At 43.9% G+C, this 13413-nt stretch carries 15 protein-coding genes; 10 read left to right on the top strand and 5 right to left on the bottom strand.

From position 1 onward, the window contains the following. Positions 1-59: 59 nt before the first annotated feature. Together ACTRXI_RS14755 and ACTRXI_RS14750 are read right to left on the bottom strand one after the other, a co-directional pair. Positions 60-314, bottom strand: coding sequence for a hypothetical protein (locus ACTRXI_RS14755; protein ID WP_474263745.1), 255 nt, complete (start codon positions 312-314; stop codon positions 60-62). 151 nt (positions 315-465) lie between these two features. Further along, entirely contained in the window at positions 466-1263 is a 798-nt protein-coding gene (locus tag ACTRXI_RS14750; protein WP_474263743.1) for an alpha/beta hydrolase family protein, read from the bottom strand. Positions 1264-1340: 77 nt separating this feature from the next. Here ACTRXI_RS14750 and ACTRXI_RS14745 point away from each other — a divergent pair, with 77 nt between their 5' ends. Further along, positions 1341-1499 (top strand): hypothetical protein, encoded by a 159-nt coding sequence (locus ACTRXI_RS14745; protein ID WP_474263741.1) that lies wholly within the window; start codon positions 1341-1343, stop codon positions 1497-1499. Between the two features lie 13 nt (positions 1500-1512). Beyond that, positions 1513-2064 carry a GNAT family N-acetyltransferase gene (locus tag ACTRXI_RS14740; RefSeq protein WP_474263739.1) on the top strand — a complete coding sequence of 184 codons (552 nt, stop codon included), beginning with the start codon at positions 1513-1515 and terminating at the stop codon, positions 2062-2064. Between the two features lie 62 nt (positions 2065-2126). Here ACTRXI_RS14740 and ACTRXI_RS14735 read toward each other — a convergent pair whose 3' ends face one another. Both ACTRXI_RS14735 and ACTRXI_RS14730 read right to left on the bottom strand, forming a co-directional pair. Next, the gene (locus ACTRXI_RS14735) at positions 2127-3455 is read right to left on the bottom strand and encodes an APC family permease (protein ID WP_474263737.1); all 1329 of its coding nucleotides are present in this window, start codon (positions 3453-3455) and stop codon (positions 2127-2129) included. Positions 3456-3470: 15 nt separating this feature from the next. Next, positions 3471-4262: a carbon-nitrogen hydrolase family protein gene (locus tag ACTRXI_RS14730; RefSeq protein ID WP_474263735.1), complete on the bottom strand. Its 792-nt coding sequence runs from the start codon at positions 4260-4262 to the stop codon at positions 3471-3473. A 179-nt stretch (positions 4263-4441) separates the two neighbouring features. On the opposite strand from ACTRXI_RS14730, the gene ACTRXI_RS14725 reads away from it, so the two are divergent. The 3 genes from ACTRXI_RS14725 to ACTRXI_RS14715 all read left to right on the top strand — a co-directional run bounded on the left by ACTRXI_RS14725 (position 4442) and on the right by ACTRXI_RS14715 (position 7598). Then, positions 4442-5668, top strand: coding sequence for a sigma-54 interaction domain-containing protein (locus ACTRXI_RS14725; RefSeq protein WP_474263733.1), 1227 nt, complete (start codon positions 4442-4444; stop codon positions 5666-5668). A gap of 22 nt (positions 5669-5690) precedes the next feature. After that, a complete protein-coding gene (locus ACTRXI_RS14720) occupies positions 5691-6476 on the top strand; it encodes a carbon-nitrogen hydrolase family protein (RefSeq protein ID WP_474263731.1) in 786 nt (261 codons plus the stop codon). Positions 6477-6545: 69 nt separating this feature from the next. After that, a complete protein-coding gene (locus tag ACTRXI_RS14715; RefSeq protein WP_474263729.1) occupies positions 6546-7598 on the top strand; it encodes a C45 family autoproteolytic acyltransferase/hydolase in 1053 nt (350 codons plus the stop codon). 24 nt (positions 7599-7622) lie between these two features. Here the strand turns inward: ACTRXI_RS14715 and ACTRXI_RS14710 are convergent, their stop codons facing one another. Continuing rightward, positions 7623-8408, bottom strand: a complete 786-nt coding sequence (locus ACTRXI_RS14710; protein WP_474263727.1) for an SDR family oxidoreductase — start codon at positions 8406-8408, stop codon at positions 7623-7625. Between the two features lie 194 nt (positions 8409-8602). Here ACTRXI_RS14710 and ACTRXI_RS14705 point away from each other — a divergent pair, with 194 nt between their 5' ends. The 5 genes from ACTRXI_RS14705 (at position 8603) to ACTRXI_RS14685 (ending at position 13360) form a co-directional block, all read left to right on the top strand. Further along, the gene (locus ACTRXI_RS14705; protein WP_474263725.1) at positions 8603-9034 is read left to right on the top strand and encodes a VOC family protein; all 432 of its coding nucleotides are present in this window, start codon (positions 8603-8605) and stop codon (positions 9032-9034) included. A gap of 13 nt (positions 9035-9047) precedes the next feature. Next, complete coding sequence (locus ACTRXI_RS14700; protein ID WP_474263723.1) at positions 9048-9593, top strand: GNAT family N-acetyltransferase; 546 nt, start codon at positions 9048-9050, stop codon at positions 9591-9593. A gap of 158 nt (positions 9594-9751) precedes the next feature. Continuing rightward, complete coding sequence (locus ACTRXI_RS14695; RefSeq protein ID WP_474263721.1) at positions 9752-10462, top strand: TraR/DksA C4-type zinc finger protein; 711 nt, start codon at positions 9752-9754, stop codon at positions 10460-10462. A 292-nt stretch (positions 10463-10754) separates the two neighbouring features. After that, a complete protein-coding gene (locus tag ACTRXI_RS14690; protein ID WP_474263719.1) occupies positions 10755-11576 on the top strand; it encodes an MIP/aquaporin family protein in 822 nt (273 codons plus the stop codon). 236 nt (positions 11577-11812) lie between these two features. Then, positions 11813-13360 (top strand): carboxylesterase/lipase family protein, encoded by a 1548-nt coding sequence (locus ACTRXI_RS14685; protein WP_474263717.1) that lies wholly within the window; start codon positions 11813-11815, stop codon positions 13358-13360. Positions 13361-13413 lie beyond the last annotated feature (53 nt).

Raw genomic sequence — 13413 nt, 5'->3', positions numbered from 1 at the left:
AGTGGTCTATCTTAATTGGTGAACGTTGATCTATCTTATTTGGGAGAAAGTGATCTATTCTACTTGACGGTTACACCCTCTTGTTCCATTAAAGACATTAAAATCATTTCATTAACTAATGCAATGTCTCTGTCCACTTCTAGAAAGTTCAAGTTTCTTTTCACTCTTTCACTGTCCTGGAACTCCTCAATATTTCTTAGAATAATATCGCGCATCTCTTCTTCATTTTTTAAACGAATATCTTTTAAGAAACTATCTACAGTTCTCGAAAGATAAAGTTTAGACATTTTAGGTAGTACGTCTTCTAATTGCACTTTTCTCACCTCGATTTAAATTTACAATAAGCATTAAGAATGACAATAATTTTTTTAAATGTAACTATTATCCTAAACTAAAGTATGATTAGATGAAAGAAATAACCCAAAATAGTATTACTTTGGGCTAGTTTTAGTTTTTATTTAAATTTTAAAGCATCTCATGGATTTCTTCTTTGATCAGGCTCCAGGCATCGGTCTGGATATCGGTAAGCATAAAATGCTCTGCATCCGGGAGTTCGAGATACCGGATGGACCGGTAGCCGATTTTGGCTGCCTGATGGTACTGCGCGCTGATGCCTACCGGCACGTTCACGTCGAGCGCTCCGTGCACGAGTATCTGTGGGACATCGATAGGGATCAGGTCAAACGGCGAGGTTTCAGTATAGCGTTCAGGAAATTCGTCCGGGGAGCCGCCAAGCAGATCGGCGACAGGGTCCGATGGTTCCTGGGCGTTTGTGATTTTGTTGCGGTAGTCATGTATCTCGTGCATTAGATGTAAATCAAGCACCCCGGCGAGACTTACCGCTCCATATATGGATAGCGGGTCAGCGAAGTGGGACAATTCGCTGGTAGCGGGCAGGGATGGCCTGGCAGCGAGCCATAAGGCGAGCTGTCCCCCTGCGGAATGTCCAATGGTAAACACTCGTCGAACGTCAATGGGGCGGGTGGCTGCGAGCTCACGCACGTAATCAGCGGCCCTGCCGACGTCATTGAACGTTCCGGGCCAACCACCGCCCGCGTGACCAACTCGCCGGTATTCAATGTTCCATGTGGCAATGCCTTCCCGGGTCAAATCCTCAGCCACATCCTGAATAATATCGAGACCAAAAGGTGTTCGCCAAAATCCTCCGTGAATAACTATTGCTAAAGGAAAAGGACCTTCTCCTTCAGGCAGGCGAAGTTCTCCGAACTGTTCAGAGTGCTCACCGTAATAAATTCGTTCCATATTTTTCCCTCCTGTTCTCCTTTTATCATACCTGCTTTTGGTACAATAGATAATAGGAAATGCTGAGGAGGAGAGACGTGAGGATAAAAACGTTTTACGCCATAAGCGATAAAGGACTCGACAAGAAAGTGAATGCCTTTCTGGACGATGCAGACATCGAAGTAACAGATATTCAGTTTGCAATGAACTTCTTTTATTTCAGCGCGATGATCGTATACCAGGATAATAGAGAATAAATGGGGGATAGATATGCAGCCATTAGTTAAAGCAATTGAAGGAGAGCAGCTGTATCTGCGTCCTTACACGAAGGAAGAAATACCGGCGTTGTACGAAGCGTTTAATAATAATCACATTGCCCGCCAGTTTACCGGCGCCAGCCATATTTACACGCTGGAGGATGTGGAGCGCTATATCGAAGGTACCGATGCCCATGCAGACGTCCGGCTCGGCATTTTCATGCAGGGAAATGATCAATTAATCGGAGATACTTCGTTTATTGATATCGACACACCGGCGAGCCGGCAGGCGAGGTTTCAAATGATTATATTTGACGATTATATTGGGCAGCGCTTCGGCACTGAAGCAACAAAGCTGATGCTTGAATACGGGTTCGGGAAACTGAATTTCCACCGGATTGAACTTGAAGTTTTTTCGTTTAACACCCGGGCGATTCACGTATATGAAAAGCTTGGATTTGTGCACGAAGGAATGAAGCGCGAGTGTCGTTACTACGACCACCAGTATTATCATGCTGTAATGATGAGCATACTCGAACAGGAATACCGGGAAAAGCATCGCTAAGCTAAAAAATCAGCAGCAGCAGCCGATCGGCTGCTGCTGCTGATTTTTTGAAAAGTGAAATACTATTCGATCGTTAAGTCAGGAGTTTTCCTGGAGAAAAATCTAGTTAAATAAACTAAATAGATAAATCCTGCAGTGGCCCAGATTGTACCTAACAATAGTGCATTTTGATCTAAGTTTATAAATAACGCAATATCAAAAGCAGCACCGATTAGTGGAATAACAAGAAACAACAGAAGATCTTTGCCTCTTCGACGTTGTTCTTTTATAAAGTAATGAGCGATGACCGATACGTTTACAAAAGTAAACGTAATGAAAGCTCCAAAATTTATAAAGGAAGTAGAGGTGGTAATATCAAGCACTAACGCCAGGAGACCTACAATCCCCACAATGACTATGTTTAAAACTGGTGTGCGGGAGCGTTGGTTAATAAAGCCAAATATTTTTTTAGGCAGTACTCCGTCTCTTCCCATCGCATAAAGCAGCCGGGAACCACTTGCCTGAGCGGAAAGCCCGGATGCAAATTGGGCTAAAATTAACCCTGCCAAGAAAATAGCGCTGAAAAGGTTACCTCCAATTTGATAGGCAATTTCTAAAGCAGCTGAATCTGCATTGTTGATTTGGCTGAAATCAGGATACACGAGATATAAGAAATAGGAAGCTGCGATAAAAATGCCGCCACCAATTAATGTAATTAATATGATAGCTTTAGGAAGAGTTTTTTCAGGTTTAATGGTTTCTTCAGAAAGTGTAGTAACAGCATCAAATCCCAAAAATGAATAACAGGCTATTGAGGCCCCTGCTAATATTAAAGGAAATTCAGCGTCGCTGTTAAATAACGGTTCTAAAGCAAATACTGTGCCCGTCCCCATACCCTGGACTAAATTCACAATACAAAGAACAACGAATAAGTTAACCACTGAGAGCTGAAAGATCATCATAAGTAAGTTGACCTTCGTAGTGGTAGTTATTCCAATTATATTAATAATAGTTGTAATTACGATGAAAGCTACAATCCATACCCAGGCAGGAATGAAGGGGAAAGCAGTATTTAAATAAACGCCGCCAATCAGCCATATGACCATAGGAAGAAATAAATAATCCAATAAAACCGACCAACCGACCATAAAACCTACTGGGGCGCTGATCGACTTTCTTGTATAAGTGTAAGCTGAACCAGAAATAGGAAAAGCTTTTACCATCCGACCATAGCTGTAAGCAGTGAAGAGCATAGCGATCATAGCAAACAGGTAGGCGGAAGGTACAAAACCGTTGGTCGTATCTGCTAAAACCCCGTACGTGCCGAACACTATCATTGGGGTCATGTATGCGAGGCCGAATAAAACAACTTGATAAAGAGTAAGCGTTCTTTTTAATTCTCCTGCCGCCATTAACGTTCACCTTCCTTATTTTAAATATTTTTCAAGGCTTTGATAGATATTTTTATTAATATTATTAAGGTAGTTAAGTTTGGGGTCCCGTTCAGCTTTAATTGGTATATTGCCAATTGATATTCCACTTGTTTCCCCGCCTTCCACAAGAGTTTCGCCATTTAGGTCCACGGCTTTGCTGTGACCGAAAAAGTGTAAATCATCATCTGTTCCTATTTGATTGCATATTGCTAAAGGAATTTCGTTTTCCATCGCCCGACTCATCAAATACACATCCTGGTGCTTTTCATAGGGACTCATATTAGCTGTTGGTATTAAGATGATTTCAGCACCTTTAGCACGCAATAATCTGGCCGTTTCAGGGAATTCGAGATCGTAGCATATCATCATTCCGACTTTGCCGTAATTTGTAGGGAAAACGGGGTAGTCGGAACCATGGGAGAAAGCAGTTTTCTCTTCATCGAATAAATGAGTTTTCCGGTACTTGGAAAGAATTTGACCGGATCCATCAACGTATATTGCTGTAATAAAATACTTTTCTGAATCCTTTTCGGGAAAAGAAAACACTGCATCCACGGCTAACCTCCGACAAGCCTGACAAAGCTTTTGGATCGCAGGGGAATCCATAGAAAGAGAGAGGCTTTCGATGTCTTTCTTATTTTGTAAATAGCCGGTTAGAGACATTTCTGGAAAGAGAACTACCTCCGCCCCTTTTTGTTTAGCTTCCTCCAGCGAAGATATTAATAAATTTAAATTTTTTTCTGTTTTGGTTAATACAGGCTTTATTTGAGCTAATGCTATATGCATAAGTCACCATCCTTTCTACTTAAATATCAATGCAAAAACCATGCCAACATTAAAAGGGTTGATAATTCAGATAATTTAGAATAAAATATAAGTTCATTGATGCTAAAAATCATCAATGAACTGTAAAATCGATGATTTGTATCATCTTGATGAAAAAAATCATCAAAAGGAGGCCGGCGGTGAACTTTCCCCAGCAGTTAGTTATAGTGACAGATGAAAATGAAAACATTATTGAAATACATGGAAAAGAAACGATGCTTTATTCTTCACTGCCTATCCATTTTAAAGAAGGCAGTGATTTATTTTCTTTGGAGTGGCGGAGCTTTTTCAGACAATCCTTACAGAGAAAAAAGCTTTATCAAACGATGGAATCTGTGAATAATGAAATAATATATGTGCGCAAATGCACGTTATTTGAAAAAAATTATATATATATTTTTACTAATTTCTCCTCTCCGGCAGGAGAAGAAAATTCATCTTTAATTTTTAATTCATTGCCAATGAAAAGGATATTAACCATTATTAATAATATATCGGAAGTGGATTCTACGGTGCTTTTGCTGGGAGAGTCAGGTGTTGGAAAAAGTGCGGTCGCTAAATTGATACATGAGAAAAGCAAAAGGGAAGACCAGCCCTTCGTTACAATTAACTGTGGAGCGCTTCCGGAGAGTTTAATTGAAGCGGAATTATTTGGATATGAAGCAGGAGCTTTTACAGGTGGAGATAAAAATGGAAAAATAGGTTTGTTTGAAGCTGCTCATAATGGAACTATCTTCTTGGATGAAATTGCTGAACTTCCATATAGTATGCAGTCTAAATTACTGGAAGTTATTCAAGAAAATAAAATAAGAAGATTAGGCGGAAGAAGCGAACAGAAAATTAATGTGAGAGTAATGGCAGCAACGAATAAGCTTTTGGCAGAATTAGTAGAGCGTAAAGAGTTTCGTGAGGATTTATATTACAGGCTTAATGTGGTGCCTATAACCATTCCTCCTTTAAGGGAAAGGCAGGAAGACATATTTGATTTAGCCGTGCAGCTTTTAGCAAAGTTTAACCATAAATACGGTCGCGAAGTAATTTTTTCAGAAGAAATGCAGGCTGATTTATATTCAAATAAGTGGCAGGGGAATATTAGAGAACTTTCTAATTATATAGAACGTATTGTTGTTACAAATGATATGTATACGGGAGAATGGGGGAAGCCCTCCAGTAATGAATTTGAAACAAAAACAGAAGACAGGACCAAAAAGAAGTATCCGACGTTGAAAGAAGTGAGAGAGAAGGCGGAAAAGAAATTAATTATGGAAGTATATGAAACATTTCAAAATACATACCAGACAGCAGAAGTTCTGGGAGTAGACCAGTCTACTGTCTCGAAGAAAATCAAAAAATACAAAAAAGAATAAAAGCGATGGTGGAGGTGTGGTGTTGGAAAAAAGTTCAATTACCATAGGGCTGGCTCAACTGAAATGCGAATTATTAAATAAAGAAATAAACCTTAAAAGAATGTTAAGTACGGTTAAAGAAGCAGAAGAAAAGGCAGTAGACTATCTCATTTTTCCTGAATTATTTCTCAGTGGTTATGTAATGGATGACCAGCTTTTTGACCTCGCTGAGACGACCGATGGTGAAAGCATAAAGAAACTACGAGAAGCTGCTTTCTCCTCATCCATAGGAATATTGGCTGGTTTTCCAGAAAAAAAGAATGGCAAATTGTATAATTCGGCAGTTTTTATAAATAAAGAAGGTTCCATAGAGGACGTTTATAGAAAAACACATCTATTTCGGAACGAAGCTGTCTATTTTTCTCCAGGAAGTAAAGCAGATATCATAAAATTGCCGGAAGGGAAAGCGGGAGTGCTGATTACCTTTGATATGGAGTTCCCTGAAATGCCGAGGCTCTTAGCTTCACAGGGCGCAGAGGTCATATTTGTACTGGCAGCAAATATGTCACCTTATCAGCGGTATCAGCATACATATCTGCATGCTCGGGCGATGGAAAACCATGTATTTATGGCAGCAGCTAATAAAGTAGGCCTGCACGTGGATAATATTTTTTTCGGCGAAAGTCAGGTCGTAAGCCCGGAAGGAATATCATTGTATAAGGCAGGTCATAATGAAGAGTTAGGGATTATAGAAATTAATTTAAATGAAACGAAAACAGCCCGGGGAGAACTGAATTATTTGCAAAATAAACGCGAAGATCTTTATTGACTAAAGAATATTTAAATGTAAGTTTTCAACTGTAAGAATAAATCTGCTTCTTTTAATGAAGGTGACAATGTGAAAGAGATATACAGCAGCGTGGTGCAGTTTCGCGGCACTCATTACGAATTTGGCAAATACCAGGGAAAACTTCTTGCCGGGTCATTATCCGTTGAAAACCGGGATAAGCAATGGAAAATACGAAAGCCGCGGTTTCAGGTGGATATAGCGGAAACGAAAGAGGCTCTTATGAAAGTGGCCCCGGGTATCTGGGAGGAGCTTGAAGGGCTGCAGGACGGTTTGAAATGGAGCATGGAAAAAATCATTATGCATTTTTCCGGCTATCGTCTTGAGATACCTAAATCGGGCTGCTCTATTATGACCGGAGACGATTACCTGGTGCGCAATTACGACTATCACCCAAAAACCTACGAGGGCAGGTACACATTGTTTCAGCCGGCGGATCAGGGCTATGCGATGATTGGCCCCTCGCAGCGGGTGACCGGCCGGATGGACGGAATGAACGAAAAACAGCTTGCGATGGGCTATAATTTTATGCACCGGAAAAAGCCGGGAGACGGATTTATCTGCTCCATGATTGGCCGCTTAATCCTGGAGGTGTGTGCATCGGTAGAGGAGGCGGTCGATATGCTGAAAGAAATTCCGCACCGCCACTCGTTCAGCTACGTGATTCAGGACACGAAAGGTGTTTCCAAAGTAGTGGAGGCGTCACCGCGCGGAGTTATCGCCAGGGAGGATCAAACGTGTACGAATCACTTTGAAAAAATGCCGGAAGAAAACCGTCATTATTTAGTGGATTCGAAAGCCCGTCAGGAGGTTATGGAAAAGAAAAAACAGGTACGCCCTTCGGCAGAAGAGGCGTACCGGCTGTTAAATAATACCGGCGGCGGAGTGTTTTCGGATAATTATCACAGCTGGGCCGGCACGATTCATACCGCCGGCTACCTCCTGCAGGAGCAAAAAGCGTGGTTCGCGCTTGGAGGCAGCCGCGATCCCTACGAAATTGACTTCTCCTGCTGGCTGAAAGGGGAAGACCTTTCCGAACAGTATTTGGATGGGCAGATAGACACCGATATGAAATTTCTTCATATGGATCAGAACGTAAAATAAACCGGCACGCGGCCGGTTTATTTTTTATATACGGGCATCCCAGTTCTGCTTTTCCTCCTGCTTCATCTGATCCTCCGTATCCTGCGGATGAGCCGTACGGAAGGCGTGATGGTCTGCTTCGATGACTTCTACCATTTTGTTAATCATATCGTCAGGGTCAAACTGGCTGTCGAGCATCTGCTCCATGCTGCTGATTGATTTTTCCGGTGTAAAGTTTTTTTCCGGATCATACCATTTCCACTTTTCTTCAAACATCCGGTCATTAAAGCCAGTTTCGTACGGGCCGGGGTTAATGGTGGCCACCTGGACATTGAATTCTTCAAGCTCTGCCTTCATAGATTTCGCGATGGACTCGATGGCGTGTTTAGTGGAACCGTATGGGGCCAAATATGGCATAGCCACCACACCGACGATAGAGCTGAGAAAGATTATTTTGCCGCCGCCTTTCTCTACGAATTTTTTAGCAGCAATCTGTGCATTCTCAAGCGTGCTGAACACATTGGTTTCATAAATTTCGCGAACGCGGTCGACCGGTATTTCAGCTATTGGGCCGCCTTCACCGATGGCTGCGTTTGCAACGAAAATATCATAGTCATAGTCCGCAATCAGCTGCTGATCCCGTTTACTGGTAATGTCGAGCTTAATCACTTCGAGGTCCGCACCCGCTGCCTCTGCTTCCTCCCGGAGACTTGTAATCTGCGCCATTATCTCAACTGCAGCAATCACGCGGTGACCTTTTTTCGCCAGTCCAATAGCTGTTCCTTTTCCAAGGCCGGTGCCAGCACCGGTAATAAATATTGTCTTACTCATAATTTTTATGCCTCCTTATAGTAGGTCTGGTTGTAATGGACCGTTCCCCTTTGAATGAAGGGCGAAACGCGCCGCATCGCCGGAATGACCTGCCCAGCGGTTCGAGGGAAATGACAAAGGAAAATGAGGAGCCCCGGCGAAATAACAATTAAAGAAGTTTTGAATGTGGAACCTCAATAAGGGAGGACGAAGCTATGAATAGAATTAACCTTATTACACTTGGTGTCAGGGACATTGCTGTTTCCAAGAAATTTTACCGGGAAGGACTCGGTTTAGTGGCTGCTTCGACTGAAGACGGCCCGGGTATTGTATTTTTTAATAACAAAGGCACTAAACTCGCTCTGTATTCATTAAAGGAACTGGCAAAAGAAACCGGAGAAGAAATGGAGGGAGCGGCCCAGGTTTTTTCGGGGATCGCACTTGCGTACAATGCGAAGTCTGCCGAAGAAGTGGATAGCGTCATGAAACAGGCAGCCGGTGCCGGGGGCAGGATCGTAAAAGCACCGGAATGGGTTTTTTGGGGAGGCTACAGCGGGTATTTTAAAGATCCGGATGGCCACCTCTGGGAAGCGGCATACGCAGAATTTTGGGAATTCGACGAGCAGGACATGCTGATAATGAAATAAAAGGAGACATTCTATGTTTGCGTATAAAATTAACGAGCGTCTGGAGCTGCTGCTGCTTCAAAAAGAGCATGCAGGGGAACTGTTTGCCCTCATTGATAAAAATCGTGAACACTTAAAAGAATGGATGAACTGGGTGGACAATGTCGAATCGGTTCAGGATACTGCTGAAAACATTAACAGGATGCTCCAGCAGGCGGCAGCCGGAGGCGGTTTTCGTGCAGGTATAAGGGTTGAGGGGAGCCTTGCTGGCGTTATTAACTATCACGAACTGGACTGGGGAAATAAAAAAACGAGCCTCGGGTACTGGCTTGGGAAGGAATACGAAGGAAAAGGCATCATGATTCAGGCAGTAGAAGCTTTTACGAACTATGCCTTCGACGAAATGGATTTGCACCGGGTGGAAATCCGCTGCGCTGAAGGAAATATAAAAAGCAGGGCGGTGCCGGAGAAGCTGGGATTTCAACTGGAAGGGACATTAAAGGAGTCAGAGCGCCTTGCCGGTGGTTATGTCAATCAGGCAGTCTACGGAATGGTCAAAACAGAAGATGGGAGCAAGTGACATATTTTATGGGGACCCGTGTTTATATATCAGTGAACCGTGGGAAAAGAAGCTAAGCAATCACGGTTTATTTTATTATGCACGTTTTTGAAAAAAAGCATTTTCAATATAGAGGAGAAATGGGTAAAGAGGTAGTAGACAAAACTGGAGGGATACAAATGATTACGGCAGAACAGGAAAAAACATTAAAAAATCAGCTTTTGGAAATGAAAGAAGAAAATAAAGAAAAAATTGAAGCAGAAGAAACAGGAAATGCTAATAACAATACAGAAACCATCGGTGAACTTTCCGAATACAGCAATCACCCGGGCGACCAGGGTACGGAGCTGCATGAAATGGAAAAAGACGCAGCATTAAATAATCAGGCCCGGGAACAGCTTGAAAACATCGATCATGCCCTTGAGGCAATGGAAAACGGAAATTACGGTAAGTGCGAAGTCTGCGGCAGAGAAATTCCATATGAACGCCTTGAAATTGTGCCGGAAACGACACGCTGTGTAGACCATGCCGGCAGCGATAAGCCTTCCCAGGACCATCCCGTGGAAGAAGACGTGGTTAACCCCGGACCGGAGCAGGAAAAAACGGAAGAAAATGTCGCTTTTGATAAAGAAGATATGTGGGAAGCGGTAAGTGAACACAGTACTTCCCAGACGCCATCCGATGATCCGGAAATGACCGGCTACACAAGTGATCAGGAAGAAGAGGAAGAAGAGGAAGGACGGGTGGAAAAAGTAGAAGACGCCTCCGTCGCTGATATGGAAGGTGAAGATACCGGAAATACAGCCGATCAGAAGGAACAATGGCAGGGAAGCAGAAATTCTGCCGAACAGGCAAATGGCGGAAAAAATAATTCGAAGGATAAAAAATAAATAAGGCGTATTCGGCTGACCGTTAATTGCTCGGTTGGCCGCTTTATTTATGGAAGAAGCCAGCCAGTAAAAAGAGGCTAAATGAAACTCTGTATTTCAAATCAAATTGACAGCGTTTTCTTTTCATGCTACAGTTTTTCTAAGTTAATATATCGGGCTGAGTCGAATGAAAGCCGCACACTAAATGCTCAAGATGGAGCGGAGTGTGCGGTTTTTTAGTCGTTTCCAGAAAATGAAACGGCTGTCGATACTTATGTCTGCAATTACAAACGCTTACAAGGGAGCTGGAAAAATGTCGATATATTTAGCGGAAATCATTGGCACGATGATACTTATTATTTTTGGCGGCGGTGTGGTCGCAAACGTCAACTTAAACAAATCGAAAGCAGAGGGAGGAGGATGGATTGTTATAGCGCTCGGGTGGGCGTTTGCCGTGGCGATGGGGGTCTACGCCGTCGGGCAGTTTTCCGGTGCACATTTAAACCCAGCCGTTACTCTCGGCTTCGCTTCTATTGGGGCGTTCGAATGGGCGCAGGTGCCAGGCTATATTGTTTCTCAAATTATAGGAGCAGGGCTCGGCGGAGCTGTTGTATACTGGCACTTTCTTGGGCACTGGAAGGAAACGGAGAATGCTGATGTAAAGCTGGCGGCGTTTTCAACTGATCCGGCGATTCCGAACCGGTTTGCGAACTTTTTGAGTGAGTTTATCGCGACCGCTGTATTTTTACTCGTATTAAACAGTATAGGCGCAAATGAGTTCACGGAAGGTTTGAACCCGCTTATTGTCGGTTTTCTTGTTGGGGCGATCGGGCTGTCGCTAGGCGGTACCACAGGCTACGCCATCAACCCGGCCAGGGACCTGGGACCGCGTATTGCCCACGCCCTGCTGCCTATTGCGGGTAAAAGGGATTCGAACTGGCCGTATGCCTGGATCCCGGTAGCGGCGCCGGCTCTCGGCGGTGTTTTTGGCTCTCTTGTATACAGGGCCGGATTTTTAGGGGAAGGCTACGGTGTGCTTGCGTTATTCAGTGTTGTGGTCCTCATCGTCCTGGGCGTTCTTTACGTAATGAATAAACGTGATACAGAAGTCAGCAATCCCGATGTTAAAAACTGATAAATGAAAACTGCAGCCCCCGACTTTGGGGTATTGCAGTTTTTTTTATTATTTGTATAGTAAAAAGAGCAGCTGCAAATACGAATATCATAACGATAAGTAAAAATTTGTAAAAATATGTAGCTGCTTATACGTAACCTGGCCATTGTTCCGTCGACTAATATCACGAAGAATTAAAATATACATATTTTCTTACTAAAAAATAAATATAACGCTTTGTATATATGGAGGATAAAATGAAAAAATCAAAAGGCACTGTCCGGCTGCATGCACCCGGAGGAATATACGAAGGCCGTTTATACAAATATGTTCAGGAGTATCTCGGAATAAAATACGCAGAGGCGGAGCGGTTTAAAAAGCCGCAGCGTTTGGGCGAATCCACAGAAGTGTACAGTGCTCTGGATTATGGCCCCTCCTGCCCGCAGACTGTGGAAGGCCTCCGAAAGGGTACCGAATCGGAGGACTGCCTGAATGTAAACATCTGGAGACCGGACGAAGAACCGATGCACCACCGGCCGGTGATGGTGTTTATTCACGGCGGCGGCTTTAACAGCGGATCGAACCGGGAGGCGTTATATGACGGGAAATCGTTGGCTTCCCGGGGAGAAGTGGTGGTGGTGAGTATTAATTACCGGCTGGGGATGTTTGGTTTTTTGGATGCAGAGAACATTTGCGGACCGGAACAGGCCTATATGAAAAACCTCGGCCTGCTCGACCAAATGGAAGCACTCCGCTGGGTCCGGGAAAATATTGAAAGCTTTGGCGGAGACCCGAAGAACGTCACCATCTTTGGAGAGTCAGCCGGCAGCATCAGTGTAACGGCCCTGCTAGCTGCTCCTGCTGCCCGTGGGCTTTTTCAGAAGGTCATCGCCCAGAGCGGAGTGATTACCGGACTTGCGCGTTCGGTGGAGGATGCGGTGAACATTTCGGATCAGCTTATTTACAAGCTCGGCCTGCATTCCATGAATGACATCTGCACGATCCCGGCAGAAAGCCTTGTAAAAACTACGGTGTCGTTCGTGAACAAAAACTTCACCTCCAACGGACCGTATAATGGCTCCAGAATATTTGCCCCCACACCAGATGGAGAAATTATTCCATTTGATGTAGAACGGGCAATTCAGGAAAATGCAGGAAAGGTGCAGCTCCTTCACGGCTCCACTGCCAATGAGATGCATTTTTTCAAGCTGCTGATTCCAGAGCTGCGCCAGAAAAAATCAGTGGATACGTATGTATTATTTTATCTTCGGAAATACGAACATATGTCGGAAGAGACAACGATGGCTGTTTATCATGACTATAAGAAAAGATATCCTAAATGGAGCCGCTCGCAGATTTTTATGCAAATGTTTACAGACCGGGCGTTTCGTTTATATCACACAGAACTCAGCGAGCTTTATTCCCGGGCAGGAGGGAAAGTGTATCAATACCGATTCAATATGGAAGCACGCTGGCTGAAAGCCTGCCATGGACTCGAGCTCGGGTATTTGTTTAATACGGTTAAAACAGCGTTTTCTCTCCGGAACCGGATGCTTTTGGGAATAAATGAAAGCCCGGGGCTCACCCGCAGGATGCAGGACGCCTGGGTTCGGTTCGCCAGGGAAGGAGATCCCGGGCATGAAGATATACCGGAATGGAAGCAGTATACAAAGGACCGGCCGGAAACGATGATTATCGGGAAAAAATGGATCCCAAGGCGCCATGATCATGCGGAGGATGATTTTGCCTGGAGAGCCCGTCTGACCGAAACGTACACGCGCCCATTCGCGTATAGAAGCTACTAATACGCATATGCTATACTAATATGAAACGTAATGCGGACCCTTCAGAGCGTCCG

The organism is Marinococcus sp. LNHM4E3-1 (assembly GCF_056034405.1).
Note: the sequence above shows the minus strand (reverse complement) of the source record. Positions and strands in the feature narration are given on the sequence as shown.